Here is a 25,975-nt window from a genome sequence, read left to right as displayed (position 1 = left end):
TCAGCCGATCACGAACAGCGGCTGGTCGAATTCCACCGGCTGGCCGTTCTCGCCCAGGATGGCGACGATGGTGCCGGATTTGTCGGCTTCGATCGGGTTGAACATCTTCATCGCTTCGATGATGGCCAGGGTCTCGCCTTCCTTGACCTGCTGGCCAACGGTGACGAAGGCCGGCTTGTCCGGGGCCGCCGAGGCGTAGAAGGTGCCGACCATCGGCGAACGCAGCACGTGGCCTTCCGGCAGCGCCGGGCCCGGCTTGGCGGTGCCGCCGGTGGAGGCTTCGGTCGGCGACTGCATCGGCATGGCCTGCGCAGCGGGTGCGGCCGGAGCGGCATACACCGGGGCAGCGATCGGGGCGGCGTAGCCGGCCACCGGGGCGCGCGACAGGCGCACGGACTCTTCGCCTTCCTTGATTTCGATTTCAGCCAGGTTCGACTCTTCCAGCAGGTCGATCAGCTTCTTGATTTTGCGCAGATCCATGAGGGCCTCTTTGGTTTCTATCTAGGTGAGGAGAGCGCCGCGTGGCGCCCGGGTCGACAATCAGGTGGCGGACACCCGCAGCAGCGCCGCGTCCATCGCGTAGCGGTAGCTGTCGGCGCCGAAGCCACACACCACGCCCACTGCCTTGTCGCTGAAATAGCTGTGCTGGCGGAACGGTTCGCGGGTGTGCGGGTTGGACAGGTGGATTTCGATGAACGGCACGGCCACTGCCGCCAGCGCATCGCGCAGGGCGACCGAGGTATGGGTGAAGGCGGCCGGGTTGATCAGGATGAACGTGGTACCGTCGATACGGGCAGCCTGTACGCGGTCCACCAGCACGTGTTCGGCGTTGGACTGCAGGCTTTCCAGCGCGTGCCCGGCCGCAGCGGCCTGGTCGGCCAGCGCCTGGTCGATGTCGGCCAGCGTGGTGTGCCCATAGACCTCCGGCTCGCGGGTGCCGAGCAGGTTGAGGTTGGGGCCGTGCAGGACCAGCAGCTTCGCCATGGAATCCGATCAACGGGAAAGGGCGGCAGTCTGGCGGAACCTGTGGATGCTGTCCAGTTCGGCGAAATTGCAGGCGTTTAAAGCAATCGTTTGAAAATCGTGGAAGCGCTTGCGGCCGTATGGGCCGCCCCGGATCAAGGCTCGCTGAACGCCGTGGCGGCGAGGATGCCCGCACGAAGGCCGAAGATGGCGTAGATCCACGCCACGCGTGACTGGCCGCCGCCGCGCCCGGTAGATCCACGACATGCGTGGATGACCAGCGGCGGCGCTCACGTCTCCAGCGGCACCGTCGGCACCACGTTCGGGAACACCTCTTCCAGTGCCTCGGTTTCACTGGGTTTCGGCGCTGGCCAGTTGTAGGCATTGACCGGCTGCGCGCGGTTCACCCACAGCGCGTAATACAGATGGTCGGCGCGACCATCACCGGTGTTGGGATGGATGAGGATGGTAAGGCCCAGGCTGTTGAGCTGCAGCCAGGGCACCAGCACTGGCAGCAGATCGTTGGTGAAGCCGAAATAGAACGAAGGCGTGACATGTGGCCCGCGCGGCTCCAGGTTCCAGTTGCCCAGCTCCACCGGGAAGCGCTCGATGGCCCAGCGCCGCAGCAGCGCGGCCTTCTGGTAGCTGTCCTCGTCGAAATAGATGTGCGCGTGGTAGCTCTTGATATCGGTGTAGGCGCGCGGCCGGCTGGGCAGCGGCGATTCGCCGGGCCGCACGCTGGCCGGGCGCGGCGTTGCTTCGCGGGCGGTGTTCTGGCCCCAGGGGCTGTGGCCCTGCGCGCGTGGCGGCACGATCGGGCGGAAGCCCGGCTGGCCCGGTTCGGTGGTGTTGGGCGCGGCGCTGGCCGTGCTGGCAGCGGCCAGTCCACCCACGGCCGCCCCCGCCGAGGCAATCAGGCGCCGGCGGACGGGGGAGAGCAGGTCGGCCCAATGGGCGTCTTCGGCGTCGAACGGTGGGGCAGGGGTGTGCGGCGGCATGACCAGCGTCCTGGGGGCAGAACCACTACGCTCGGCGAGGGTGTCTGCGCCGTCCAATAAGCAGCCGGCATCAGGTGATGCCCTGCCTTGGCGTGCCACGTTGAGTCGCGCTGGCGACCGGGCTAGGGTGGCCGGGCCGCATACCGGACCTTCGCCATGACTGCTGTTGATACCGATACCGCCAGCCGACGCGCTGCCTTCCGCCAGCTGCACGCGCAGGGCTGTTTCGTGCTGCCCAACCCGTGGGATGTGGGCAGCGCACGCTATCTGCAGCGGCAGGGCTTCCAGGCCCTGGCGACGACCAGTGCCGGCTGTGCGTGGAGCGAAGGCCGGCCTGATGGCGCCGTTTCGCTGGAAGCCACGCTGGAACACCTGCGCCTGATGGCGGGCGCGACGTCGCTGCCGTTGAACGCGGACTTCGGTGATGGGTTCGGCGCAACGCCGGACGAGGTCGGCGCGGCAGTCACCGCTGCGCTGGACACCGGCATTGCCGCACTGTCCATTGAAGATGCCAGCGGCGTACACGGCGCGCCATTGCGGCCGCTGGACGCGGCGGTACAACGGCTGGCCGCGGCCCGTGCTGCCATCGACCGCGCCGGTGCCGATGTCCTGCTGGTGGGACGTGCGGAAAATTTCTTCGTGGGCGTGCCGGATCTTGAAGACACCCTGCAGCGGCTGCGCGCCTATGCCGCGGCCGGCGCCGATGTGCTGTACGCACCGGGCATCACCACACGCGAGCAGATCATCGCCGTGGTTGCGGCCGTGGCTCCCAAGCCGGTGAACCTGCTGGTCGGCGGGCCCACCCGGCTCACGCTGCAGGACATTGCCGCCCTGGGCGTGCGCCGGGTCAGCCTGGGCGGGGCGCTGGCGCGCGCGGCATGGGGTGGCCTGATGCAGGCCACTGACCCGATCCTGCGCGAGGGACGTTTCGATGGCCTGCAGCAGGCCGCCGCGGGCGCGGCATTGAACGACCTGTTCCGCTGACGGGGGCAGTAGATCCACGCCATGCGTGGATGGATACGGGCCAGTGGGGTCAGAGCCCTTCTGCGAAGGGATCCGACCCCGGGGTCAGATCCCTTTGCGCGGCAAAGGGCTCTGACCCCACCACCCGCACACACCCTTGCACCCGGCCAGCTGCGCTGGCAGCATGCGCACAAATGAGAATTACTCGCAGATGGACGCGTGCGAGTCCGCCGTCCTCTGTAGAGCCTGCATGCCCCCTGTCCCCGCCGAACCGGCGCCCGCACTGTCGGTGTTCCTGGCCCATCGTCCGACGCTGCTGGCGTTCGTGCGCGGGCTGCTGGATGACGCCAGCCACGCCGAGGACGTGCTGCAGGACGCGTGGCTGCGCTTCGAGCGCGCCTGGGCCGAGACCGAAGCGCGCGGCGAGCAGATCCAGCAACCGGCGGGGTATCTGCACCGCATCGCCCGCAACCTCGCCTACGACCATCTGCGCAGGCTGGCCAGCGACGCCTGGCTGCCGGACGGCGAAGCACACCTGGATGCCCTGGCCAGCCCGGCCCCTGGCCCGGAACGGCTGGCCGCCGATGGCGATGAACTGGCCGCCGCTGCCGCTGCCCTGGCCGAACTGCCCGAACGCACCCGGCGCGCCTTTGAACTGCACCGCTTCCAGCAGCGCACGTATGCGCAGATCGGCACCGAACTGGGTCTGTCGCAGGCGCGCGCGCATGACCTGGTGCGCCAGGCCGTGGCCCACTGTGCTGCCCGCCTGGGTCGCACCCCAACGGGAGGGCGCTGAACAATGCCGCTGAAGATCCGCGTGTTGCATCCGTCTATTACATATCGGCCAGCCAAGGTGTCCTGCCAGTGCCCGTAACGCCCGTCGCCAGCGTCGTCCCCGACCCCCTGCTGCAGGATGCCGCGCAGTGGTGGCTGCGGCTGCGCGAGGAACATGCCGACGACACGCTGTTCGATCAGATCGAGGCTTGGCGCGCGCAGAGTCCGGCCCATGCCGAAGCCTGGCGGCAGGTCCAGCGTGGATGGGCGCGCACCGCTGCGCCGGCACCGGAACCGGCGGCGGCCAGCCCCGGCGCAGCCCTTCCTGCAGCGGCCCCCGGCAGGGCGCGCCCCCGGCGTCCGCGCCTGCGCCGCTGGCTGGCGGCGGCCGCCGTGGCTGGAGTAATGGCGACGCAGATTCCTTCACTGTGGCTGGCCTGGGAATCGGACGTGCGCACCGGCACCGGGGTACGCAGCGTGCTGCTGGCTGATGGCTCGCGTGTCACGCTGGATGCAGCCTCGGCCATCGCGCTGGAAGCGGAGCCGGGCCAGCGCGGCGTGCGCCTGCTGGCGGGCCGCGCGTTCTTCGAGGTGGCCCATGACGCCGCCCATCTCTTCGTGGTGCGCAGTGGCGCGGTGTCGGTCACCGTCACCGGCACGCGCTTCGAGGTTTCGCGCCTGCAAGGCACCTCGGTCAGCCTGCTGCAGGGCGGGGTGGACGTGCGCCACCCGTGCCAGCCGCAGGACTGTGTCGTGCACCTGCAGCCCGGCCAGCAGCTGCAGCTGGATGAGGACGCCACGACCGCCACGCAGGGGGAAGTGGCCCACGGCACCGGTCAATGGCAGCACGGGCGCTGGCTGGTGCAGCAGGCACCGTTGTCCGAAATCGCCGCGCAGCTGCAGCGCTACGGTCGTGCCCGCATCGTCATTGCCGACCCGGTGCTGGCCGCCGCACCGGTTACCGGTGCCTTCGACCTGCACGACCCGGATGCCGCGCTGGCCCTGGCGGTGCAGGCGCAGGGCGGCCGCGTGCGCCACATCACGCCCTGGCTGCGGGTGGTCACCCGGCGCTGAGTGCGTCGGGCAACGGGCCTCGAAAAAAAAATCTGCGATCGCGCTGAAGATCGCGCGCTGGCCCGCGTCTATATCTCGAACCTGCTGCGGATGCGTCGCATCCGCACCTCCCCTTTCGATTGCCAAGACGAGGTTTGTCCATGCCGATGCCGGCTCCGTCGTTCCTGCGCCACGCGCTTGCCGCGGGTATCACTCTGGCCCTGGCCAGCCCGCTGCTGTTTGCTGCTCCCACGGCGCATGCCGCTGAAACCGCCGGCAACGTGCGCCGCTTCGACCTGCCCGCACAGCCGCTGGGCCAGGCGTTGCTGGCGTTCGGCGAACAGTCCGGCCTGCAGGTTTCGGTGGACAGCACCCTGCTCGGCAGCCGCAGTTCGGCGGCGGTGCGCGGCAGCTACAGCGATGAGCAGGCCCTGGCCCAGCTGCTGGCCGGCAGCGGCCTGACCTGGCGCCGGCAGGGCCAAGGCGTGGTGGTGGAAGCACAGCCCACCGCGCGTGCGGGTGAAGTACGCCTGGACACCCTGCGCGTGGAAGGGGCACTGGGCCGCAACGCGCTGCCGGCGCCGTACGCCGGTGGCCAGGTGGCCAGCGGCTCGCAGCTGGGCCTGCTCGGCAATGTCAGCGTGATGGAGACGCCGTTCAACACGGTCAGCTACACCCGCGAGATGATCGAGAACCAGCAGGCGCAGAGCCTGGCCGATGTGCTGGACAACGATCCATCGGTGCGGGTGAGCGCACCGCGCAACGGCGAGAACGGCTCGGTGATGATCCGTGGCTTCGAGTTCACCGCACGCGAGGCGCTGGTCAACGGCATGTACGGCATGGCCGATACGCGTGACACCATGATCGAATCGGTCGAACGCATCGAAGTGCACAAAGGCCCCAGCGCGATGCTCAATGGCATCAGCCCGTGGGGTTCCTCGCCGGGCGGTTCGGTGAACTACGTGCTCAAGCGCGCCGCGGATGCACCGCTGACCCGCCTGACCACCACCTATGCCTCGTCCTCGCAGTTCGGCGGGCATCTGGATGTGGGCCGCCGCTTTGGTGCGCAGGGCCAGTTCGGCGTGCGCCTCAACAGTGTCTACCGCGATGGCGACACCGAACTGGATCACACCCGCAACCGCACCCAGCTGAATGCACTGGCACTGGATTACCGCGGCGAGCGCCTGCGCGCCAACCTCGACCTGAACCATCAGGACCGCCTGCTGTGGGGCGGCATCAGCAGCACCCGCATCGGCTCCAGCGTCAGCATTCCCAGGGCGCCGGACAACACCACCAATTCCAAGCAGCCCTGGGAGATGTACGACGGCCAGAACCGCTATGTGATGGCGCGCGTGGAGTACGACCTGGCGCCGAACTGGACGATCGGTGCGGCCTATGGTGACAACCGTTCGGACGAGGTCTACCTGCTCACCATCGACAGCATCACCAACAACAACGGTGACAAGTCGGGTACCCCGTACTGGATTCCTGCGCGCAGCCACAACGAAAGCTGGGAAGCTTCGCTGAAGGGCGAATTCGTGACCGGGCCGATGACGCACAGCCTGTCGGTGGTGGCCAGCCGCAACGATGCCGGCCGTGGCCAGCTGACCTGGAGCGTGCCCGGCTACCCGTACAACAGCGTGCCCTCCAACATCTACAACCCCATCTACTACCCGGCGCCGGATACCAGCACCCTGACCACGGCCGGACTGCGCGATACCAGCCGCTACCAGTACGAAGGCGTGGCGGTGGCCGACCTGATGCACCTGCTGGATGACCGCCTGCTGCTGATGGTGGGCGCACGTGACCAGACGCTGCAGTTCGAGAACCTGGACTACGCCAGTGGCCGCCGCACCAGCGGTTACCGCCGCAGCCGCATCACGCCCTCGGCCGGCGTGGTGTACAAGCTGCGCCCGGACACCTCGGTGTATGCCAGCTACATCGAACGCCTGGCGCCGGGCGGCACGGTCAGTGCCTACTACGCGAACGCGGGGGAAGTATTCGAGCCGACGCTGTCGGACCAGTACGAGATCGGCGCCAAGCACGACAGCGGTCGCTTCACCACCACGGTCAGCGCTTTCCAGACCAAGCTGCCGAGCACCGTGGAGGTGGACAACCCGGCCGGCGCAACGCCGTTCCTGCGCGTGGACGGACTGGAGCGCCACCGCGGCCTGGAACTGAATGTCTTCGGCCAGCTGACCGACAGCGTGCGTCTGCTGGGCGGCGCCATGCTGCTGGATGCGCGCATGGTCAGCACCGAGGGCGGCACCAATGATGGCCGTCGTGCACGTGGCGCACCGCGCCTGAACTTCAACCTCGGCAGCGAGTGGGACGTGGCCGCCGTGCCGGGCCTGACCTTCAGCGGCCGCCTGCTGCATACCAGCCGCGAGAACATCGATCTGACCGAGCGCCGCGAACGCAGCATTCCGGCCTGGACGCGGGTGGACGTGGGCGCGCGTTACGCGTTCCAGGCGGCAGGCAAGCCGATGAAGGTCAATCTCTCCATCGACAATCTGTTCGACCGTGACTACTGGGCGGCGGCCTCGCGCGGCGTGCTCAGCATGGGCGGTGCGCGCGCGCTGCGCCTGTCGTACACGGTGGATCTGTGAGCCCGGTGATGCCTGCCGACCTCAGCATCATGGCGATGTACCAGCAGGCCGACCTGCTGGTGAAGGCGGTGATGCTGGGCCTGCTGCTGGCGTCGCTGAGCACATGGACGGTGCTGCTGGCGCGCAGCGTGCAGCTGCACCGCCAGCTGTGGCGACAGGGCAATGACGTGCTGCGGCTGTCGCTGCCGCGCGGGCTGCGCGAGGCGATGGGCGACCAGGACGCGCCGCGCCAGGGCGCCGCCGCGCGCATGCTGGAGGCAGCGCGTGCGGAACTGCGTGCATCCGACGATGCCCTGCATGATGGCGAAGGCGTGAAAGAGCGCCTGGCCTGGCAGCTGCAGCGCATCGAAGCCGATGAGGGCCGGCAGCTGGTGCTGGGTACCGGCCTGCTGGCGACTGTCGGCGCGGTGGCCCCGTTCGTGGGCCTGTTCGGCACGGTGTGGGGCATCATGAATGCCTTCATCGGCATCGCCCGCAGCCAGGCCAGCAGCCTGGCCGTGGTCGCACCCGGCATCGCCGAAGCCCTGCTGGCCACCGCACTTGGCCTGGTTGCGGCCATTCCCGCCGTGGTGGCTTACAACCACCTGGCGCGGCGGGCCAATCGCGGCCGCGCGCAGCTTGCCGACATGACCGCCGCCGTGATGCGCCTGGTATCGCGCGATCTGAGTCGCGGCGTGAGTGGTGCGCCGCGGGAGGCGCCCTGATGGCGATCCGCCTGCAGCCGGGCGACAGCGATCTGCCCGAGCAGCACGAGATCAATGTCACCCCCTTCATCGACGTGATGCTGGTGCTGTTGATCGTCTTCATGGTGGCCGCGCCGTTGGCTACGGTGAGCGTGGCGGTGGATCTGCCAAGCTCGCGTGCCACCCCTGCGCCCGCGCCGGAGCAACCCCTGGTGGTGGTGCTGCAGGCCGACGGCGGCTGGCAGGTGCAGGGCCAGCCGGTGGCTGCCGATGCGCTGCGCAGCGTGCTGCAGCGGGCGGCCGGCCCACGTACGGAGGGCGATGCCCCGCGCGTGTTCCTGCAGGCTGACCGACGCACCGACTACGCCACCCTGGTAGCGGCCATGGACAGCCTGCGCGAGGCGGGCTTCGGCAAGGTGGCGCTGGTGGCGGCGGAGCAGGGCACACCGTGATGCGCATGCCGTCGTCGGGCTGGTGCTGGGCACTGGGCGGCAGCCTGCTGGCGCACGGGTGCCTGCTGGCGCTGCTGCTTCCCCGCGTGATGGCGGCGGCGGAACAGCCGCCCGCGGCAGCGGCCGTGGCCATGGACGCCGAACTGGCAACCCTGCCGCAGGCCCCGCCCGCGCCGGCCAGCGAGCCTGCACCTGCGGCGGAGGACGCCGCGCAGGCGCCGCCACGACCGCAGCGGGTGGCCGTGAAGCCGCCGGTCCAGCCACTGCCACCGCTCCCTGTTGGCGCGCAGGGTGAACCGATGCCGGCACCTGCCGAGGCGGCCGCCATGGCGGCGGCATCCGCGCCGCCCAGCGTACAGGCCGCGCCCGCAGCGATGGCGGCAGCGCCGCAGGATGCGGCGACCTCGCTCAGTGAATCTGCGCTGCCTGCCGACTGGCGCAGCCGCCTGCTGGGGCGGTTGGAACGCTTCCGCCAGTACCCTGCCAGTGCACGCATCCGCCGCCAGGAAGGGCAGCCCTGGCTGCGCCTGCGCATCGACCGGCAAGGCCGCGTGCTGGAGGCCGCGCTGGCCCAGTCGTCCGGCGTGGCCGCACTGGATGCTGAAGTCCTTGCGCTGGCGCGCCGGGCGCAGCCGCTGCCGCCGCCGCCGGAAGACGTGGCCGGTGCCACGATCGACGTGGTGCTGCCCATCGCGTTCTCACTGCAGCGATGAGCCGTCGACGATCATTCGGCTGCGCGGTCATGGTTGCCGCCGGCCTGTTGCTGCTGGGTACCGGCGCACGCGCACTGGAAGACGCATCCCGTGATGCCGCCGCGCTGCGCGAGCGCTACCGCGGTGCACCTTCAAGCTGGCCGCGGCCGGAGCTGCTGCCTGGTGCCGTGTTCGAGGAATTCGGCCCGGTGCCGGACAGCCCGGCGTTGGACCCGGCACAGGTTGCCCTGGGCGAACGCCTGTTCCAGGAACCACGGCTGTCGGGCAGTGGGCAGATCGCCTGCGCCAGCTGCCACGCACCGGAAATGGGCTTCAGCGATGGCCTGCCGGTTTCGGTGGGACACGACCGGCAGAAAGGCACGCGCAATGCGCCGCCGTTGTTCACGACGGCATGGACGCGCGAACTGTTCTGGGATGGGCGTGCGCCTTCACTGGAAGCACAGGCGCTGGAGCCACTGACAAATCCGCATGAAATGGCGGCCACGCCGTCGCATATCGAAGCGTGGATCAACAGAGATGCAGGCTATCGCGCGGCGTTCGCGCCGTGGGTTGGTACGCGCCGCATTGATGTACAGGACATCGCCCGTGCCCTGGCGGTCTACCAGCGCAGCCTGCGGCCACCACGCAACCGCTGGGACCGGGTGTTCAGCCAGGGCATCGATGCGCTGGATGACCAGCAGCTGCTTGGCCTGCATCTGTTCCGCACCAAGGCCGGCTGTGCCAACTGCCACAGCGGTCCGCTGCTGACCGACCAGCGTTTCCACAACCTGGGCCTGGGCCGCATCGGTACGCCCGGGCAGGACCTGGGGCGCTATGCGGTGAGCCACGATCCGGCGGACATCGCCGCGTTCCGTGCGCCCAGCCTGCGGGGGCTGATCCACACCCGGCCGTACATGCACAACGGCTCGATACCGTTCCTGGTGCCGGTGGTGCTGCTGTACGCCGGCGGGGGCGGCGTGGCCGAAGTGCCGGCCAGCGACCGGCTGCCGGCCTCGCAGCGCAGCCCGCTGCTGCGCGACCGCGCGTTGAGTAGTGCAGAGCGCGCCGCACTGGTGGCCTTCCTGGAGACGCTGTAACGCCTGCCGGATGCCGGGGTCAGAGCCCTTTGCACGGCAAAGGGCTCTGACCCCAGGCGCTTGCTCAGAACCGCGCGGTCAGCCCGACGAAGTACGTGCGCGCACCACCGTCATAGTTGTTGCCTTCTTCAATCGTGGACACATCACCCAGATTGAGCACACCCGCGCGCAGGGTCAGGTTTTCACTGACGTCCAGGCCGGTCACCAGATCCACCGTGGTGTAGGCCTTGGCAAAGGTGGCACTGGTGGCAGACACCAGCTGTTCGCCAATGTGCTGCGCGCTGAGGTTCAGCGACCACGCATCGGTCACCTCCCAGTCCAGCGAGGTGTTGGCGGTGATCTTCGGTACCACCAGCAGGCTGGCACCGGTGGTGCGGTTCTTCGATTCCAGCATGCGGGTGGCGTTGGTGGTCCAGCTCAGGCGGTCGTGCAGCGGCACGGTCACGCTGGCCTCGACGCCGCGGGTGCGCGCCTTCTGCACGTTCTGCGCCACCGTCCACCAGAAGCCATTGACGAAGCTGGTGGTCTGGCCGGGCAGGTCACGCAGCGGCACCTGCTGGATCTTGTCGTCGAAATCGGTGAGGAAGTAGGTAGCCGACGCCGACCAGCCGTTACGGTCGAAGCCCACGCCCAGCTCGTAGTTGGTGCTGGTTTCCGGTTCCAGGTTCGGGTTGCCGGCCATGTAGCAGCCGGTGGTGCCATCGGCGCTCACCGATCGGTTGGTCCAGCCTTCGGCCACCAGCGACGTGCAGCCGTTGCCGCCGGACTGCGTGGCTGCGCCGGCCGTACCCTGCTTCAGGTTGGGTGCCTTGAAGCCCTGCGACACGCCACCGCGGATGGTCCAGTCATCGCCCGGGTGCCAGACACCGTAGATGCGCGGGCTGACGTTGTCATCGTAGTTGTCGGTGTTGTCCCAGCGCACGCCCACGGTCAGCACGAAGCGCTCATGCAGGGTGATGTGGTCCTCGGCGAACAGCGCCCACGAATCGGCTTCGCTGACCGGGCTGATGCGGCCGCTGCCGGTCCAGGTCACCGGCACGGTACCGATGGTGTCAGCGTTCTGCAGTTCCTCGCGCTTCCACTGGGCGCCCACGTTCAAGCTCTGCTCGAAGCCCCAGTCGAAGCCATGGGTGAAGGCGGTATCGAACACGGTTTCCTTCGCGTGCGTACCCAGGATGCTGCCCTTGTCCTTGTAATCGTTCTGCACCAGGGTGCTTTTGGAGGTGGTCGCGTCGCCGTAGCGGCCGTCGTGCATCACCACGTAACCGGTCTGTTCCAGCTTGGACAGGCCCCACGAGCTGACCGCACCTGCGCCGGTATTGCGCTGTTCGCCACGCGATGCCTCAAGGCCGAGGGTGTGGTTGTCGTTGATGCGCCAGTTGAACAGGACGTTGGCGTTCTCCGCCTTGTTGCCCGGCGTCTGCCGCGCACCGGTGTCCGATTCGCGGTCGGTGACGTTGGCGCCGATGCGCACGCCCAGAGTGTCGGTGAGCGGGCCGCTGAACAATGCGCCCATCTGCGTGGTGCTGCCGCGCGTATCCGAATCGGGCTTGCTGTAGTTGTACGTCACCGAGCCGCCCCAGTGGTCGGCGATCTTGCGGGTGATGATGTTGATCACCCCGCCCATCGCATCCGAACCGTACAGCGAGGACATCGGGCCACGCACCACTTCGATGCGCTCGATCATGTCCGGCGACAGCCAGTTGAGATCCTGCGGGCCCAGATCGTCGCGGTAGTTCACGCCGGAGGAATTGCCCTGGCGGCGGCCGTCGATGAGGATCAGGGTGTACTGCTCGGGCAGGCCGCGCAGGCGGATCTTCGACTGCGCACCGGACAGCGCATAGCCACCGGTTACGCCCGGCACGGTGCTGAGCAGCTGGCCGATGCTGCTGACCGGCTTGCGCTCGATCTCCTCGCGGGTGATGACGCTGATGCTGGCCGGCGCGTCCTTGATCCACTGCTGGGCACCGGTGGCGGTGACCACCACTGTATCCATCTGCTTGGCCGAGGACGCATCGCCCGAGGCATCCGCATATGCGGTGGTGGCCAGCGCAAGACCGATGGCTGCGGTCAGGGTGGCAAGGGAACGACGGGATTTCAGAACGGCGTGCGACATCGCGCAGTACTCCTGGTGAGGGTCCACTGGCGATGGCTGGGACGTCCGTGTGTGGGGATTTCAGAATTCCTTAACAATCGTATCACGAATCATTCGCATTTGAAGTCTGACGACATATTCCCAGCGCGTGGATGGCCGAAAACAGCGTCCTGCAGGTTGGGCTGGTGGAGATCTCTTCCTTATCTACCATTGGTAACTTATCAATCCACGAGCTGCTTCCATGCGCACCCTCATCGTCGTTGCCCATCCCGAACCCACTTCACTTACCCACGCCGTGGCTGCGCGCATCGGTGCCGCCATCGCCGTTGCCGACGCGCGCAACACGGTCAGCGTGGCCGATCTCGCCGCCGAAGGCTTCGACCCCCGCTTCAACGCCGCTGACGTCGGCCTGTTCAAGCAGGTGGCGGCGGTACCGGCCGACGTGGCCGCCGAGCATGCGCGGCTGGATGCCGCCGACACCCTGGTGCTGGTCTATCCGCTGTACTGGTGGTCCTTCCCGGCACTGCTGAAGGGGTGGATCGACCGCGTGTTCACCCAGGGCTGGGCCTATGCCGATGGCGCCGACGGCAAAGTGGAAAAGAAGCTGCAGCGCCTGCAGGTGCATCTGGTCGGTATCGGCGGTGCGGGCGCGGAGATGATCGAGCGGCGTGGCTACGGCGCAGCGATGAAGACGCAGATCGACCTGGGCATTTTCGACTATTGCGGTGCCACCGTGCATTCGTCCACGCTGCTGCTGGACGCCGACAGCGGGCAGGCGGCGGCGCATCTGCAGACCGCTGCCGACATCGGCCGTACCATAGGCACATCTGCCCGATGATGTAGAGCCGCTGCATGCCCACCGCTGCCACGCCCACCCGCCGCCGGATGTCGCGCGAACAGCGCGGCCGCCAGTTGCTGGAGGTCGCCTGGGCACTGGTGGGTGAAGAGGGCACCGATGCGCTCAGCCTGGGCCGTCTGGCAGAGGCGGCCGGGGTGACCAAGCCGGTGGCCTACGATCACTTCACCACCCGCAATGGACTGCTGGCCGCGCTGTATGCCGACTACGACCAGCGGCAGACCGCCGTGTTCGAGACCCGCATCAGCGCGGCGCCGGCGCAGCTGGGCGCGCGCGCGCAGGCCATCGCATCGGGCTACATCGATTGCGTGCTGTCGCAGGGCAGTGACATCCAGGCGATCCTGGCCGCGCTGGCCGGCTCGCCCGAACTGCGTGATGTGCGCCATCGCTACCAGCAGGATTTCGTCGACCAGTGCGCGCAGTGGCTGGGCCCGTTCGCCACGGGCGGCGATGTATCCGTGGCTGGGCGCTGGGCAATCCTGGGGGCCGCCGAAGCGTTGTCCGAAGCCGTGGCTGCCGGCGCACTGCTGCAGCCAGTCGCCGAAGCGGAACTGCAACAGCTGATCATCCACACCGCCACTCGCGCCCAGTAGATCCACGCCACGCGTGGATGGGGCTTTCGCGGGTCGCACGAACTGCAACATTGCCTTGCTATAACGGGCCGCTGTTGGCGGTGTCGCCGCCTCCCGCACTGCAGGAACCACCATGCTCCACATCCCCGCGCGACGCTGGCTGTGCCCGTCGATCCTGACTGCGCTGGCCGCACTCACTGCATGCCAGTCCTCCGCGCGTCCCGATGCGCAGGCGGCCACCGCTACAACTGAATCGCGCCCGCACAACGTCATCGTGATGATCAACGATGGCGCCGGCTGGGGCACCTGGGACGCGGCCGCATACTGGCAGTACGGCAGCCGCGAAGGCGCGCCCTACGCCGATTTCCCGCAGCGCCTGGGGGTCACCACGTTTCCGCTCAACGCCAGTGGCCAGCCCACCCGCGATGATGCGCAACGCATCGGCTACGACCCCGCCAAGGCCTGGGATGCCACGGCAGTTCCCGCACCGGACCTGCCGTTTGTCGGGTACCAGTACCTGGCGGCCGTGGCGACCGACAGTGCTGCCGCCGGCACCGCGCTGTCGTCCGGGGTGAAGACCTACAACAACGCCATCAACTACAACAACGATGGCCAGCCGGTCGAGTTCAATACCCTGCGTGCGAAGGCGCTGGGCATGGCCACCGGTGTGGTCACCTCGGTGCCGTTCGCGCATGCCACGCCCGCGGCATTTGCCGCGCAGGCCGAATCGCGCAACAGCTACCACCAGATCGCCCACCAGATGCTGGCCCAGGGCCATATGGATCTGGTGATGGGCACCGGTGGCCCGGGTTACAGCGTTGATGGCACGCCCTGCGTGGAGGGCATGGGCAAGGTTGCCGCCGAAGGCTGCCAGAACCCGTGGGAATGGGTATCGCAGCAGGATTGGCAGCAGCTGGAAGCGGGTACGCCGATCGCCGGCAACCCGGCCGGTGCCTGGCGCCTGATCCGCAGCAAGGACGACTTCGCTGCACTGGCTGACGGCCGCCTGCCGGTCGACCGCCCGCTGATCGGCGTGCCGCGCGTGGCCAACACCCTGCAGCAGGCGCGCCAGCTGCCAGTGGTCGGGCGCGATGCCGCCACGCCTTCGGGGGTGAAGAAGATCGACAGCGTACCGGACCTGGCCACCATGACCCGGGGTGCGCTGCGCTTCCTGCAGCAGCGTTCACCACATGGCCTGTTCCTGATGGTTGAAGGCGGTGCCACCGACTGGGCCGCGCACACCAGCGCCTGCGGCACTGAATGGCACTACGGCGCCTGCACCGACCAGCCGCAGTACGGCCGGTTGATCGAGGAAACTGTCGAGTTCAATGATGCGGTCTCGGCCGTGGTGAAGTGGATCGAACAGAACGGCGGGTGGGACCGCACGCTGCTGATCATCACCACCGACCACGACAACAGCATGCCCATGGGGCCGAACGCACAGCAGGTTGCGTTCGAGCCGGTGCGCAACCATGGCCGCGGGCAGATGCCGGGCATGAGCTTCCGCCCCACGGGCAACCATGCCAACGGCCTGGTGCCGTTGTGGGCCAAGGGCAGGGGCGCTGAACTGCTCGGCCAGCGCGTGCGTGGCGTCGATGCCGGCTATCGCCAGCACGTGCGCTGGAACGACGGCAGCTACATCGACAACACCGATGTGGCCAAAGCGGTGCAGGACGCCCTGCAGCGCTGACCGCCCTCGGCTGCCTTTCGCCCTTTTCTGCGGAAATCCGTCGAACAAACGCGACGCTACCCATCCACCACGCAATCCAGGAACCGCGGCAGCACCGGGTTGCGGTTGTCGGACTTCCAGAACACCACCTGCTGCACACGCGGTGCGTCCTTCAAGCGCAGGAAGGCGACCCCCGGCATGCCCATGCGCCGCAACGAAGCCGGCACCAGTGCAATGCCCAGGCCTTCGCCCACCAGGCTGACGATGCTCTGCTGAAGCTGGACTTCCATCCGCACATCGGCCTGCAGGCCTGCGGCATGGAAGCTCGCTTCGATGGCCTCGCGCAGGGTCGGTACCACGTCGGCCGGCGCGGTGATGAGTGCCTCGCCCTCCAGGACGCTTACATCGACGCTGCGGCGGCGGGCCAGACGATGGGTGTCCGGGACCACTACGCAGAGTGGTTCTTCCAGCAGCGGCAGCAGCTCCAGGCCACGCAGTGACGCCGGGGCGAAGCCGATTCCGGCGTCCAGCGCACCCGAACGCACCCCCTCCAGTAGCGCCATCGGCAGCGCCTCGCGCAGGCGCAGCTGCACCTGCGGATGGGCGGCAATGAACCTGCGCGCCAGCGGCGGCACCGAACTGTGTGCGGCATGCATCATGAAGCCCACCTGCAGTTCGCCCAGCTCGCCCGCACCCACCTGGCGCGCAACGTGGCAGGCCTGCTGCAGGGCGCTCATCACGGCGCGCGCATCTTCCTGGAAGCGCTGGCCGGCCGCCGTCAGGCGCACGTGGCGCGAGTCGCGCTCCAGCAATGCAACGCCAAGGGATTCTTCCAGCGCGGCAATCTGCCGGCTCAGCGGTGGCTGGGTAACGTTCAGCCGTTCGGCGGCGCGACCGAAGTGCAGGGTCTCGGCAACGGCCAGGAAATAGCGCAGCGGACGGATATCGATCATGCGGAAATAGTATCGCTGGATCCCTTCAAAAGCATTGGAAGGTATCAATGGCGGCGCGTAGCCTGCGCGGCATCCCCCCACGCCCTGCCGCCCATGCTGTCCGTCCTGGCCGTCGTCCTTCCCGTATTCGCATTGATCTTCGCCGGCTGGCTGGCCCGCCGCAGCGGCGCGCTCGGGCCGCACTCGACCGGCGAACTGAACCGGTTCGTGGTGCAGCTGGCGTTGCCGGCGCTGCTGTTCGACGTGGTCGCCAACGCGCACTGGCAGCAACTGTGGCATCCAGGATTCATCGCCAGCTTCGGAGGGGCGACGGCGCTGGTCTTCGCCGGCACCGTGGTGTGGCGGCGGCGCAGGGGGCACGCGCTGGCCGATGCCAGCATCGACGGACTCAACGCGGCCTATCCCAACACCGGCTTCGTCGGTTTCCCGCTGGCGGTGGCCGCGCTGGGCAAGTCGGCGTTGGCCCCGACGCTGGTGGCGACCCTGCTGACGGTGTGCTTGCTGTTCGCCGTTGCCATCGTGCTGATCGAGATCGGTCTGCAGCGCGAACAGCGCCTGCATCATCTGTTGGCCAAGGTAGCGCGATCACTGCTGCGCAACCCGTTGCTGCTTGCGCCCGTGGCCGGCGTGCTGCCGATGGCGCTGGGTGTGTCGATGCCGGCGCCGGCGGAAACCTTCCTCAAACTGCTGGGCGGTGCCGCTGCACCGTGCGCGCTGATCGCGCTGGGTCTGTTCCTTGGTGAGCGCCGCAGCCCGGCGCCGGGCAGTGGCCGCAGCGCGCTGCTGCTGGGCACAGTGAAGCTTCTGGTGCACCCGCTGCTGGTGTGGCTGCTGGCTACGCACGTGTTTGCATTGCCTGCGCCACTGGCGCATGTGGCGGTGCTGATGGCGGTGCTGCCCACCGGCACCGGACCGTTCATGCTGGCCGAGTTCTACCGCCGCGAGGCATCCACCACCGCCGCGACGGTGCTGGGGACGACGCTGCTGTCATTGCTGACCGTGACCGCTTACCTCGCGCTGCTGCCGTAGCGCGGCAATCGAGCGCGCCGCCGCTTTTGGTAGAGTCGAGCTTGCTCGACTGCCTTTCGCAGGGACCTCCACACAGCAGTCGAGCAAACTCGACTCTACAAGGGCACGCCGTCCGCACATCCGTCGAGCTGGCTCGACGCTACAACAACGTCACCGCCTGCCCGGCGCGTGCAAAGGCTTCACCCAGCAGTGGCCCCTGCCGGATCGCCTCCACTTCAGCAAACAACGCCTGCAGTGCGTCTGCCGGGCGCGAGGCCGGCGCGGCCACGGCCTGCTGGATCGCGGTGAAGCGGTCCGCCAGTACCCGATGCCCGGGATGCGCCTTCGCCCAGGCCTGCAGCGGTTGCCGCACGCCCGCAGCAGCCTCCAGCCGCTGTTGGTCGAACAACGCGATGGCCGCCGCCGAGGTCTCGGCACGTTCGATGTGCGCGTGCTTCAGTTCGCGGCTCAGGTACAGGTCATAGGCCGCACCACGGCCCACCGCGATGCGTACCCCTTCGCGGTCGAGGTCGGCCACCGTGCGTGCGTCGCTGGCCTCGCGCACCAGATACGTACCTTCAATCTCCACATAGGGCGCACTGAAGGCAATGCGGTCGGCGCGTGCTGGATCCACCGCCAGGAAAGCAAGGTCCCAGCCATCCTCGGCGGCGGCAGCCACGACCGACGCGGCGGCAGCGTGGCAGGTGAAACGTGCCTGCACACCCAGTCGCTGCGCCAGGGTCGTGGCCAGTTCCAGCGACGGTCCCCGGGGTGATCGTGCATCGCCCTGGGCCAGCACCGGGTTGCCCAGGTTGATCGCTACCCGCAGGTAGCCCTGCGGTGCCAGCGTGGCGCGATGGTCGGACAAGGGCATGCGCTGCTCCGGAAGAACATGGGGAGCCCCAGCATGCCAGCTGCGGCGTGCGTGCTGCGTGCGCTCATCCCTGCGCGGCGAACGTTCCGTGGAAACCCAGCGGCACCGCGTACGGCAGCCACGCCTGCGCCAAAGGGCCATCCTGCACGTGGCGCGCATCCAGCACGGCAATGCCGCTGCGCTTGTTCACCGGGTCCAGCAGAGTGCCGACCAGCCAGCCATCGTCCGGGTTGCGGCTGCCGGGGCGGGGCACGAACACATGCTCCTCGGCCATGATGTCGCTGCCATAGCGCCACACCTGGCGGCGGCCACGCTCCACGTCGAAGGCCGCCACCGCGTTGAAGTACGGCGTGTTGCTGGCGCCATCGACGGTCGGTGCGTACAGGCGGGCCGCGCGGCTGTCGGGCGTGCGCGGGTCGAACAGCGGGAATTCCACCGTGCTGATGCCGGTGTCCTGCCAGCGCGCCTGGCCACGGCGCAGGTCCAGGTGCAGTTCCACCAGGCTGCTGTGGCCGTTGGTGGCGTGGGCGCCGTCACCGGCCATCGCTTCCTTCATCGGCGAACGGGCTTCGTCCATGTTGTCGCGGCGCACGGCGCGCACCACGATGCCGTCCTTGCTGCGGTGTGCATCGCCGAAATGGTAGATCGCCGCGAAGGGGGCCTCGAACCACTGCGCCTTGTCCGGCGCATCCTTGGACACCACCGCGATGTTGGCCGCGCGCTGCGGGGCGAACTGCATGCGCTCGAAGAAGCTGCCGCCGCTTTGGTTGAAGTCGAACGGCGCCAGCACGAACACCAGGTGCTGGTCGGTCATGGTGAAGGCGTGCAGGTAGCCGCGGCCCGGCGTGGCGATCACATCGGCGCTGCGCAGCTGCCCGTCCTTGCCGATGCGCCAGACCAGCAGGCCGGCACCGCCCATCAGGCTGATCGAGCCGAAGTTCCAGACGCTGCCGTCGCGGTCCACCAGCGGGTGTGCCGAGAAGGGCAGGGCTGCCAGATCCGGGCGCCAGGTCACCGGGCCGATGGTTTCCAGCGAGTCGGGGTGCACTTCGAAGGCAGAGCCGGATTCGCACAATGCAAACACACGACCATTGAGCGCCATCACCGAAGTGTTGGCCACATTGGCATCGTCGTTGTTGCGCACTGCCTGTGCGTTGGGGACGCTGGTGCCGGCAGCCGGGTAGAGGAAGCGTCCGGCCTTCTGTTCGCGGGTGAACTTGGGCGTGGCCACCATGCGTGCACGGTGGGTCAGGCTGCCATCGCCGTTGAAGTGCCAGCCGTGCACCATGCCGTCGCCGTCGAACCAGTGGTCGTAGCGCAGGGTGCCGCGTTCGCTCCAGGCCGGGCCGTTGCGGTACAGCGTACCCGCCAGGCCGGCCGGCAGCCGCCCCTGCAGCTGCACCGTGGCCGGGCCCAGCGTTTCGCTGCTCACCCCGCGCCAGCCCAGCAGCCATGGGTGCTCCTGCAGGCCCTGGGCGAACTGCGCCGGGTCGTTGGCGAAGGCCGGGGCGCTGCGAAGCGCGGTCGCTCCCAATGCCAGGCCGGCGGTGCTGCTGATCAGGGTACGGAGGAAGCGGCGGCGATCCATGGCGGGCCTCGGGGCAGAAAAGGAAATCAGCGCAGGGTGATGTCGATGGCGGTGCCGGTGGCAGGCACGGCGAAGCGGGCTTCCTCGAAAGTCGGCTTGCGCATCACCTGCGGGTTGTTGCTGAAGCCGTAGCCTTCCACCGGCATGCCGACCAGATTGGTGTCGAGCTTGCCATTGTCGTTCTCGTCGTGGGTCAGCAGCACGGCATAGTTGCCGGCCGGCAGATCCTTGAACGTGAAGTGCAGGCTGTCGCCCTGCGGGTGTGCCTGCTGTGCCTGGGCCGGTGCCGCCTTGCCGTTCCAGGCCTCGTCGGAAGACACCAGCGCGGCGCGCACGGTGCCGGTCTGGGCGCGCACATCGTGCACGTTCACGGTCAGGTCGGCGGCCTGGGCGGCGCCTGCCAGCAGCAGGCCAGCGAGCAGGGAGCAGGTCAGGGCGGTGCGGATCATGGCGGCGGTTCCGTCTGGAGGTGTGGGGCCAGTCTGCGCCGTGGCCCAGGCCGGGTTCAGGGCCAGTGGTCATCGATCCGACGTGCCAGAAGTCACTTTCTGCGCCTGACCCATTGCCGGCAGGTGCCCGGGCCGGTCAGCATGCCGGCATGCCCAGCCTGCTCCGCCATCTGATGCGTCCCCTCAGCCTTGCCGGCATGGTCACCGTGCTGGTGGTTGGCCTGTCTTTTGGGGGCCGGCCCGGTGCGGCGCAAAGCCTGCTGCTGCTCGGCGCGTTCCTGCTGCTGTTCGTGCTCCACGGCTGGGCGGCAGTACCCACCCGCGTGCGTGGCGTGGCTGCCATCCTGCAGACGCTGCTGGCGGTGGCGCTGATCGCCCATCAGCCACGCGTGGGCACCGCACCGGTGCTGCTGGTGGTGCTGGTGGCGCAGCTGGCCGAGCATTGGCCGCCGCGTTTCGTGCTGGGCGTGGCGCTGCTGGCCAATCTGGCCGAGTACGCCGTACTGCGCCAGAGCGGGTTCACCCAGCCGCTGCTGGTGGTGCTGCTGTACGGCGGCTTCCAGGCCTTCGCCGCGCTCACCGCGCATTACTCGCGCAGCACGGCACTGGCCCGCGACGAGCTGGCGCGGGTCAATGCCGATCTGCTGGCCACCCGCGCCCTCCTGGCCGACAGCGCCCGCGATGCAGAGCGCTTGCGGCTGGCGCGCGAACTGCATGACGTGGCCGGGCACAAGCTCACCGCTATGCGCCTCAACCTGCGTGCGCTGGCCGCCGATCCAGGGCTGGCCGGGCACGAAGGGCTGCTGACTGCCGAACAGCTGTCCGGCGAACTGCTGTCCGACATCCGCCAGGTCGTGCAGTCCATGCGCGATGACCGCGGCCTGGACCTGTACACCGCCCTGCATGCGCTGGCCGCGCCGTTCCCGCGCCCGCGCCTGCAGCTGCAGATTGCTGAAGGCGTGCGGGTGACGAACCCGCGCACGGCCGAGACGGTGCTGCGCCTGGTGCAGGAAGCGTTGACCAATGCGGCACGGCATGGCGAAGCCGATACTGTGTGGCTGACGATGACAGAAGAGGATTCCCGGTTGCGTATTGATATCCGCGATGACGGCCAGCGCGCTGAGCGCATCCGTGAAGGCAATGGCATTTCCGGCATGCGCGAGCGCCTGGCCGAAGTGCATGGCCAGCTGCAGCTGGCCCGTACCGAGCAGGGCGGCATGCACCTGATCGCGCGGTTGCCGGCATGAGCGGCGCACCGATCCGCGTCGCCCTGGCCGATGACCAGGCACTGGTCCGCGCGGGTCTGCGTGCGCTGCTGCAGGGGTTGGGTGTGCAGGTGGTGCTGGAGGCCGAGGATGGCCAGGCCCTGCTGGATGCACTGGCCACGCAACCGGTGGATGTGGTGCTCAGCGATATCCGCATGCCTGGTCTGGATGGCATCGAGGCGCTGCGCCAGCTGCGTGCACGCGGCGACGCCACGCCCTGCCTGCTGCTGACCACGTTCGATGAAAGCGAGCTGCTGCTGCGTGCCAGCGAAGCGGGCGCCCAGGGGTTCCTGCTGAAGGACGCGGCGCCGGCCGACCTGCGCGAAGCCATCGAACGCGTGGCTGCGGGCGAGACCCTGTTGCTGCCGGTCAGTACCGAACCGGTGCGCTCGCGCTATCGGTTCCATGACGAAGCACCGCCCAGCGATACCTTCGGCGAGCGCGAAGTGGCCATCCTGCGCCTGCTGGCTGGTGGCTACAGCAACAAGGAAATCGCACGCAGCCTGTTCCTGGCTGAGGGCACGGTGAAGAACTACGTATCCGCCATCCTCGACAAGCTGGGTACCCGCGACCGTACCCGTGCCGTGCTGAAGGCGATCACCCTGCGCATCATCTGAAGCCCCGCCCGTAGCGTTGAGCCTGCTCGACGGCTTGTGGCTCCTCGTAGCGTCGAGCTTGCTCGACGGGCTTTCGTCGGCAACAGTCGAGCAAGCTCGACGCTACGAAGCCGTCGCCTGCCACCGCTGCAGCCATCCGGCAATGGCCGGGTCCAAGCGTGCATCGTCCGGCAGCCGCACGCCAAAGCCGTCCTGCAGCACCTGCCGCACATCCGCCACATCGCGCAGTGCCCGTTTCTGCGGCGGCTGCCCCGGCCGATATTCGGTGTAGTTGCCACTGCCGAGGGTGCGCCGCCAGTCCGGCCCGGTCAGCGAAGCGCGCAGTTCCCCCGGAAAACTCGATTGCGGGTGCGTGCACACATACCAGTTGCCCACCACGTTGTCGGCCGCCGCCGGTGACGTCAGGTCGAAGCGGTACAGCGACCGCCAGTCGTCACCGCTGCTGGCCTCCAGCAGGTAATCGCCATCGCTCAGCGGCTGCAGCCTGTAGCGCTCATGCGGCGTGTCCTGTTCCGCGGTGTCGTGCAGGCGTAGCGGCACGGTCGGGGTCAGGCTGCCGAACCCGGTGTCCACCAGCCAGTCCTCGCCGTCCAGCCGCACCCGGATCAACAGGTGCGTACGCGGCGTCAGCTCGCCTTCGCGGGCCGACAGCAGTATGCGCGCACTCAGCGCATGGGCGTCGAAGCCCAGCGCCTGGAGCAGGGCAACAAAGGCGCCATTGAGCTCGAAGCAGTAGCCGCCGCGCTGCGCATCCAGCAACTTGCGCTGCACGCTGTCCAGATCAATCGGCACCGCATCGCGCAGCAGGCAGGCCAGTGTCTCGAACGGCACGTGGGCGTTGTGGCGCTGCTGCAGCAGCCTCAAGCCGGCCAGGGTTGCCGGTGGCGCGTCCTGCAGCCGCAGACGCTGCAGGTACCGGGGGATATCGAGCGTGGTCATGGCGGCACCAGGCAGGGCGGGGCAGGGGCACCCACTGTGCAACCGCAACCGGGGTTGAGGTCAAGGGTGGGCGGCCGGTGTCATCGCGCCGTCGCCTGCGGCCGGTACAACGGCGGTGATCGCGCGCACCGCAGCCGTGATCGAAACGCAGGGCTAAAGTCCTGTCCAGCCAGGCCGATACAGGTGCGTCCTTTCGCCTGGAGTCAGTCATGTCGACCGCGGTTGTTCGCCTCCGGTCCCTGCGCACCCGCCTGGACGGGCTGCGCTCGGCGTTTCCTGACCTGTTGCGCTGGCTGCAGCCGCACCGGCTCAGCGTAGGGTCCAGACTGAAGGCCACGCTGTGGGTCTGCGGCCTGGGCCTGGTGGCCATTGCCGGCGTCCACGCCTGGACCGGCCATGCCAGCGCGCAGGCAGCCCGCACCCAGGCCAGCTACCAGCAGGGCAGCGATCTGGCGGCCGCGCTGGCCACCCGCGTGGCGGAAGCGCGCCGCCTGCAGACACAGTATGCGCGCAGTTTCGATGATGCCGACCGCAATGCACTGCTGGCCACCCAGCAGGCACTGAAGCGCGACCTGCAGGCACTGCGTGCCATGCCGATGAGTGCGGGCCAGCGCACGGCCCTGCAGTCCCTGGCAGAGGCGGTGGATGGGTTCTCGCAGGGCATCGCCGCCCTGTTCGAGCGGGTGGATGAAATGGGGCGCGGCGATGCCGGCCTGGCCGCGCAGCTGCAGCAGGCCGCCGACGCGCTGCAGGCAAACGTGGCCGCGCTGCAGCGTCCGGCGCTGGAACTGTACGTGCAGAAGATGCGCCGGCAGGAAGCCTTGCTGCTGCTCGATGGCGACTCCACCCACGCCGACCGCGCCAGCGAGGAGAAGCTGCCCTTCGATCTGGCCCTGGCCGGATTGCCGTCGCAGGCGCAGGAGCAGCTGCGTGCCGACATGGACGCCTACCAGGCGGCGCTGCTGGGCTATACCGCCGCCCGCGTCGGCCTGGATGTGGAGGCACAATCGCTGCTGGAGACCGCTGCAGGCGTTGCGCCAGCACTGGCCGCGTTCCAGGGCGCGCAGGTACAGGCGCTGGCGCAGGCACAGGCACGCCAGCAGGCCGGTGCACGCACCATGAGCGTGCTGTTCGTCGCAACGCTGGCGCTGGTGGCGGGCGTGCTGATCACCAGTCTGGTGCTGGTGCTGCGCGCCGTGCGCCGTCCCATCCAGGACACCCTGCGCTTTGCCAGTGACATCGCCGATGATCGCCTCGACACCACGCTGCGCGTGCACAATGCCAACGATGAGATCGGCCAGCTGGCACAGCGCCTGATCGACATGCAGCAGCGCCTGCGCGCGCGCATCGCGGACGAACGCGCGGCAGCCCGAGGCAACACCCGCGTGCGCCAGGCGCTGGACAGCGCACAGACCGGGCTGATGGTGGTCGATGCCGAAGGGCAGGTGGCCTATGCCAACCCCGCGCTGCTGCAACTGCTGGACATGGACGCCGCCAGCCTGGTCGGCAGCGACGCCGTGCATCTGCATCCGGCGATGCCCAGGCTGGTGGGCGTGCGTCATCGCGAAGAGCGCGAGATCCATCACCTTGGGGTGCGCTATCAACTGATCGCCAACGCCATCATCGACGAGGGTCACTTCCTCGGCGTCGCTGTGGAGTGGCGCAGCCGGGCCCTGGAAACCCTGCTGGAAACCGAAGTGGCGGCGCTGGTTGATGCCGCCGCACACGGCGAACTGCAGGGGCGTATCGCACTGGACGGCAAGCAGGGCTTCGTGCGCACCCTGTCCACCAGCATCAACCACCTGCTGTCCACCTTTGAAACCAATCTGGGCGACCTGCAGGCGTTGCTGGCGGCGTTGGCGCGGGGTGACCTGAGCGTGCGCATGGAAGGTGACCTGCAGGGCGTGTTCGCGCGCATGCGCGACGATGCCAATGCCACCGTCGGCCAGCTCGGCCGCATCGTCACCCGTATCCAGCAGGCTACCTCGCGGCTGGATGTCGGTGTGGGCGAGATCGTCGCCGGCCACCATGACCTTTCCCAGCGCACCGAACAGCAGGCGGCCAACCTGGAAGAAACGGCCGCGTCGATGCACGAACTGACCGACACCGTTGGCCGCAACGCCGATGCCGCAGGCCGTGCCGACGCGCTGGTGCAGGGCGCGGCGGCGGTGGCCGCACGCGGTGGCCAGGCCGTGGGCCAGGTGGTGGCGACCATGCAGGGCATCAGCGAAGCGTCGCGCCGCATCGGCGACATCACCCAGCTCATTGATGGCATCGCCTTCCAGACCAACATCCTGGCGCTCAACGCGGCGGTGGAGGCGGCGCGTGCGGGCGAGCAGGGCCGCAGTTTCGCGGTCGTGGCTTCGGAAGTGCGCTTGCTGGCCCAGCGCAGCGCCGAGGCGGCCAAGCAGATCAAGGGCCTCATCGAAGATTCCGTGGCCCGCGTCGGCCAGGGCAACGTGCAGGCCGAGCAGGCGGGCACCACCATGGGCGAGATCGTCGGCAGCGTGCAGCAGCTGGCCGAACTGCTCGCCGCCATCCGCAGTGCATCGCATGACCAGCATGCCGGCATCGCCCAGGTGAACCAGACCATCGTGCAGATGGAATCGAGCACCCAGCGCAATGCCAGCCTGGTGGAGGAAGCCGGAGCATCGACCGCGCACATGCAGGCCCAGGTGCAGGCCCTGGCAGAAGCGGTATCGGCGTTCCGCCTGCAGCCGGAGCGACGCCCGCGCGTGGCAGCGTGATGGCCCGGCGGACGTCGCGCCGGTGGGCAGGGTTCACACGTCACGCCGGTAGTGCCGGC

General features: G+C 68.5%; 24 protein-coding genes. 15 read left to right on the top strand and 9 right to left on the bottom strand.

The genetic code is table 11. From position 1 onward, the window contains the following. The 3 genes from accB to C1924_RS17980 form a co-directional block, all read right to left on the bottom strand. On the bottom strand, positions 1-480 hold the full coding sequence (accB, locus tag C1924_RS17990; protein ID WP_108766530.1) for an acetyl-CoA carboxylase biotin carboxyl carrier protein: 480 nt from the start codon (positions 478-480) through the stop codon (positions 1-3). Between the two features lie 60 nt (positions 481-540). Further along, positions 541-984 carry a type II 3-dehydroquinate dehydratase gene (aroQ, locus tag C1924_RS17985; protein ID WP_108766529.1) on the bottom strand — a complete coding sequence of 148 codons (444 nt, stop codon included), beginning with the start codon at positions 982-984 and terminating at the stop codon, positions 541-543. A 269-nt stretch (positions 985-1,253) separates the two neighbouring features. Then, complete coding sequence (locus C1924_RS17980) at positions 1,254-1,961, bottom strand: DOPA 4,5-dioxygenase family protein (RefSeq protein ID WP_108766528.1); 708 nt, start codon at positions 1,959-1,961, stop codon at positions 1,254-1,256. 156 nt (positions 1,962-2,117) lie between these two features. On the opposite strand from C1924_RS17980, the gene C1924_RS17975 reads away from it, so the two are divergent. The 8 genes from C1924_RS17975 (at position 2,118) to C1924_RS17940 (ending at position 10,284) form a co-directional block, all read left to right on the top strand. Continuing rightward, on the top strand, positions 2,118-2,945 hold the full coding sequence (locus C1924_RS17975; RefSeq protein WP_108766527.1) for an isocitrate lyase/phosphoenolpyruvate mutase family protein: 828 nt from the start codon (positions 2,118-2,120) through the stop codon (positions 2,943-2,945). A 229-nt stretch (positions 2,946-3,174) separates the two neighbouring features. Further along, positions 3,175-3,720 (top strand): sigma-70 family RNA polymerase sigma factor, encoded by a 546-nt coding sequence (locus tag C1924_RS17970; protein ID WP_108766526.1) that lies wholly within the window; start codon positions 3,175-3,177, stop codon positions 3,718-3,720. 68 nt (positions 3,721-3,788) lie between these two features. Then, positions 3,789-4,772: a FecR domain-containing protein gene (locus C1924_RS17965; protein ID WP_108766525.1), complete on the top strand. Its 984-nt coding sequence runs from the start codon at positions 3,789-3,791 to the stop codon at positions 4,770-4,772. A gap of 140 nt (positions 4,773-4,912) precedes the next feature. Continuing rightward, entirely contained in the window at positions 4,913-7,360 is a 2,448-nt protein-coding gene (locus C1924_RS17960; protein WP_108766524.1) for a TonB-dependent receptor, read from the top strand. 8 nt (positions 7,361-7,368) lie between these two features. Further along, on the top strand, positions 7,369-8,064 hold the full coding sequence (gene exbB / locus C1924_RS17955) for a tonB-system energizer ExbB (protein ID WP_108766523.1): 696 nt from the start codon (positions 7,369-7,371) through the stop codon (positions 8,062-8,064). Then, on the top strand, positions 8,064-8,495 hold the full coding sequence (locus tag C1924_RS17950; RefSeq protein WP_108766522.1) for a biopolymer transporter ExbD: 432 nt from the start codon (positions 8,064-8,066) through the stop codon (positions 8,493-8,495). The genes exbB and C1924_RS17950 overlap by 1 nt, the downstream gene beginning before the upstream one ends. Further along, positions 8,495-9,208 (top strand): energy transducer TonB, encoded by a 714-nt coding sequence (locus C1924_RS17945; RefSeq protein WP_108766521.1) that lies wholly within the window; start codon positions 8,495-8,497, stop codon positions 9,206-9,208. The genes C1924_RS17950 and C1924_RS17945 overlap by 1 nt, the downstream gene beginning before the upstream one ends. After that, on the top strand, positions 9,205-10,284 hold the full coding sequence (locus tag C1924_RS17940) for a cytochrome c peroxidase (RefSeq protein ID WP_216821559.1): 1,080 nt from the start codon (positions 9,205-9,207) through the stop codon (positions 10,282-10,284). The genes C1924_RS17945 and C1924_RS17940 overlap by 4 nt, the downstream gene beginning before the upstream one ends. Positions 10,285-10,348: 64 nt before the next feature. On the opposite strand, the gene C1924_RS17935 is transcribed toward C1924_RS17940, so the two are convergent. Continuing rightward, positions 10,349-12,400 (bottom strand): TonB-dependent receptor, encoded by a 2,052-nt coding sequence (locus C1924_RS17935; RefSeq protein ID WP_108766519.1) that lies wholly within the window; start codon positions 12,398-12,400, stop codon positions 10,349-10,351. 220 nt (positions 12,401-12,620) lie between these two features. Here C1924_RS17935 and C1924_RS17930 point away from each other — a divergent pair, with 220 nt between their 5' ends. From C1924_RS17930 to C1924_RS17920, 3 genes are all read left to right on the top strand, one after another. Beyond that, entirely contained in the window at positions 12,621-13,217 is a 597-nt protein-coding gene (locus C1924_RS17930; RefSeq protein WP_108766518.1) for an NAD(P)H-dependent oxidoreductase, read from the top strand. A 14-nt stretch (positions 13,218-13,231) separates the two neighbouring features. Further along, the gene (locus C1924_RS17925) at positions 13,232-13,828 is read left to right on the top strand and encodes a TetR/AcrR family transcriptional regulator (protein ID WP_254051168.1); all 597 of its coding nucleotides are present in this window, start codon (positions 13,232-13,234) and stop codon (positions 13,826-13,828) included. Positions 13,829-13,940: 112 nt separating this feature from the next. Next, entirely contained in the window at positions 13,941-15,497 is a 1,557-nt protein-coding gene (locus C1924_RS17920; protein WP_108766517.1) for an alkaline phosphatase, read from the top strand. Positions 15,498-15,553: 56 nt separating this feature from the next. Here the strand turns inward: C1924_RS17920 and C1924_RS17915 are convergent, their stop codons facing one another. Further along, positions 15,554-16,429 carry a LysR substrate-binding domain-containing protein gene (locus tag C1924_RS17915; protein WP_108766516.1) on the bottom strand — a complete coding sequence of 292 codons (876 nt, stop codon included), beginning with the start codon at positions 16,427-16,429 and terminating at the stop codon, positions 15,554-15,556. Between the two features lie 93 nt (positions 16,430-16,522). Here C1924_RS17915 and C1924_RS17910 point away from each other — a divergent pair, with 93 nt between their 5' ends. Next, positions 16,523-17,458 carry an AEC family transporter gene (locus C1924_RS17910; protein ID WP_108766515.1) on the top strand — a complete coding sequence of 312 codons (936 nt, stop codon included), beginning with the start codon at positions 16,523-16,525 and terminating at the stop codon, positions 17,456-17,458. Between the two features lie 139 nt (positions 17,459-17,597). Here the strand turns inward: C1924_RS17910 and C1924_RS17905 are convergent, their stop codons facing one another. The 3 genes from C1924_RS17905 to C1924_RS17895 all read right to left on the bottom strand — a co-directional run bounded on the left by C1924_RS17905 (position 17,598) and on the right by C1924_RS17895 (position 20,348). Beyond that, positions 17,598-18,311: a transporter substrate-binding domain-containing protein gene (locus C1924_RS17905; RefSeq protein ID WP_108766514.1), complete on the bottom strand. Its 714-nt coding sequence runs from the start codon at positions 18,309-18,311 to the stop codon at positions 17,598-17,600. A gap of 64 nt (positions 18,312-18,375) precedes the next feature. Further along, complete coding sequence (locus C1924_RS17900) at positions 18,376-19,899, bottom strand: carotenoid oxygenase family protein (RefSeq protein WP_108766513.1); 1,524 nt, start codon at positions 19,897-19,899, stop codon at positions 18,376-18,378. 26 nt (positions 19,900-19,925) lie between these two features. Next, the gene (locus tag C1924_RS17895; protein WP_108766512.1) at positions 19,926-20,348 is read right to left on the bottom strand and encodes a DUF2141 domain-containing protein; all 423 of its coding nucleotides are present in this window, start codon (positions 20,346-20,348) and stop codon (positions 19,926-19,928) included. Positions 20,349-20,497: 149 nt separating this feature from the next. Between C1924_RS17895 and C1924_RS17890 the strand changes: the two genes are divergently transcribed. Together C1924_RS17890 and C1924_RS17885 are read left to right on the top strand one after the other, a co-directional pair. Continuing rightward, on the top strand, positions 20,498-21,595 hold the full coding sequence (locus tag C1924_RS17890; protein WP_108766511.1) for a histidine kinase: 1,098 nt from the start codon (positions 20,498-20,500) through the stop codon (positions 21,593-21,595). After that, on the top strand, positions 21,592-22,230 hold the full coding sequence (locus C1924_RS17885; RefSeq protein WP_108766510.1) for a response regulator transcription factor: 639 nt from the start codon (positions 21,592-21,594) through the stop codon (positions 22,228-22,230). The genes C1924_RS17890 and C1924_RS17885 overlap by 4 nt, the downstream gene beginning before the upstream one ends. A gap of 102 nt (positions 22,231-22,332) precedes the next feature. Here C1924_RS17885 and C1924_RS17880 read toward each other — a convergent pair whose 3' ends face one another. Beyond that, complete coding sequence (locus tag C1924_RS17880; RefSeq protein ID WP_108766509.1) at positions 22,333-23,169, bottom strand: arylamine N-acetyltransferase; 837 nt, start codon at positions 23,167-23,169, stop codon at positions 22,333-22,335. 209 nt (positions 23,170-23,378) lie between these two features. Between C1924_RS17880 and C1924_RS17875 the strand changes: the two genes are divergently transcribed. Further along, the gene (locus C1924_RS17875; protein ID WP_108766508.1) at positions 23,379-25,916 is read left to right on the top strand and encodes a methyl-accepting chemotaxis protein; all 2,538 of its coding nucleotides are present in this window, start codon (positions 23,379-23,381) and stop codon (positions 25,914-25,916) included. Positions 25,917-25,975 lie beyond the last annotated feature (59 nt).

The organism is Stenotrophomonas sp. ESTM1D_MKCIP4_1 (assembly GCF_003086895.1).
Taxonomy (GTDB): domain Bacteria; phylum Pseudomonadota; class Gammaproteobacteria; order Xanthomonadales; family Xanthomonadaceae; genus Stenotrophomonas.
Note: the sequence above shows the minus strand (reverse complement) of the source record. Positions and strands in the feature narration are given on the sequence as shown.

What these genes read in the sequence shown, in the direction of transcription:
- accB (WP_108766530.1), bottom strand. Translation starts at nt 480, where the DNA reads ATGGATCTGCGCAAAATCAAGAAGCTGATCGACCTGCTGGAAGAGTCG.
- aroQ (WP_108766529.1), bottom strand. Translation starts at nt 984, where the DNA reads ATGGCGAAGCTGCTGGTCCTGCACGGCCCCAACCTCAACCTGCTCGGC.
- C1924_RS17980 (WP_108766528.1), bottom strand. Translation starts at nt 1,961, where the DNA reads ATGCCGCCGCACACCCCTGCCCCACCGTTCGACGCCGAAGACGCCCAT.
- C1924_RS17975 (WP_108766527.1), top strand. Translation starts at nt 2,118, where the DNA reads ATGACTGCTGTTGATACCGATACCGCCAGCCGACGCGCTGCCTTCCGC.
- C1924_RS17970 (WP_108766526.1), top strand. Translation starts at nt 3,175, where the DNA reads ATGCCCCCTGTCCCCGCCGAACCGGCGCCCGCACTGTCGGTGTTCCTG.
- C1924_RS17960 (WP_108766524.1), top strand. Translation starts at nt 4,913, where the DNA reads ATGCCGATGCCGGCTCCGTCGTTCCTGCGCCACGCGCTTGCCGCGGGT.
- exbB (WP_108766523.1), top strand. Translation starts at nt 7,369, where the DNA reads ATGCCTGCCGACCTCAGCATCATGGCGATGTACCAGCAGGCCGACCTG.
- C1924_RS17950 (WP_108766522.1), top strand. Translation starts at nt 8,064, where the DNA reads ATGGCGATCCGCCTGCAGCCGGGCGACAGCGATCTGCCCGAGCAGCAC.
- C1924_RS17945 (WP_108766521.1), top strand. Translation starts at nt 8,495, where the DNA reads ATGCGCATGCCGTCGTCGGGCTGGTGCTGGGCACTGGGCGGCAGCCTG.
- C1924_RS17940 (WP_216821559.1), top strand. Translation starts at nt 9,205, where the DNA reads ATGAGCCGTCGACGATCATTCGGCTGCGCGGTCATGGTTGCCGCCGGC.
- C1924_RS17935 (WP_108766519.1), bottom strand. Translation starts at nt 12,400, where the DNA reads ATGTCGCACGCCGTTCTGAAATCCCGTCGTTCCCTTGCCACCCTGACC.
- C1924_RS17930 (WP_108766518.1), top strand. Translation starts at nt 12,621, where the DNA reads ATGCGCACCCTCATCGTCGTTGCCCATCCCGAACCCACTTCACTTACC.
- C1924_RS17925 (WP_254051168.1), top strand. Translation starts at nt 13,232, where the DNA reads ATGCCCACCGCTGCCACGCCCACCCGCCGCCGGATGTCGCGCGAACAG.
- C1924_RS17920 (WP_108766517.1), top strand. Translation starts at nt 13,941, where the DNA reads ATGCTCCACATCCCCGCGCGACGCTGGCTGTGCCCGTCGATCCTGACT.
- C1924_RS17915 (WP_108766516.1), bottom strand. Translation starts at nt 16,429, where the DNA reads ATGATCGATATCCGTCCGCTGCGCTATTTCCTGGCCGTTGCCGAGACC.
- C1924_RS17910 (WP_108766515.1), top strand. Translation starts at nt 16,523, where the DNA reads ATGCTGTCCGTCCTGGCCGTCGTCCTTCCCGTATTCGCATTGATCTTC.
- C1924_RS17905 (WP_108766514.1), bottom strand. Translation starts at nt 18,311, where the DNA reads ATGCCCTTGTCCGACCATCGCGCCACGCTGGCACCGCAGGGCTACCTG.
- C1924_RS17900 (WP_108766513.1), bottom strand. Translation starts at nt 19,899, where the DNA reads ATGGATCGCCGCCGCTTCCTCCGTACCCTGATCAGCAGCACCGCCGGC.
- C1924_RS17895 (WP_108766512.1), bottom strand. Translation starts at nt 20,348, where the DNA reads ATGATCCGCACCGCCCTGACCTGCTCCCTGCTCGCTGGCCTGCTGCTG.
- C1924_RS17890 (WP_108766511.1), top strand. Translation starts at nt 20,498, where the DNA reads ATGCCCAGCCTGCTCCGCCATCTGATGCGTCCCCTCAGCCTTGCCGGC.
- C1924_RS17885 (WP_108766510.1), top strand. Translation starts at nt 21,592, where the DNA reads ATGAGCGGCGCACCGATCCGCGTCGCCCTGGCCGATGACCAGGCACTG.
- C1924_RS17880 (WP_108766509.1), bottom strand. Translation starts at nt 23,169, where the DNA reads ATGACCACGCTCGATATCCCCCGGTACCTGCAGCGTCTGCGGCTGCAG.
- C1924_RS17875 (WP_108766508.1), top strand. Translation starts at nt 23,379, where the DNA reads ATGTCGACCGCGGTTGTTCGCCTCCGGTCCCTGCGCACCCGCCTGGAC.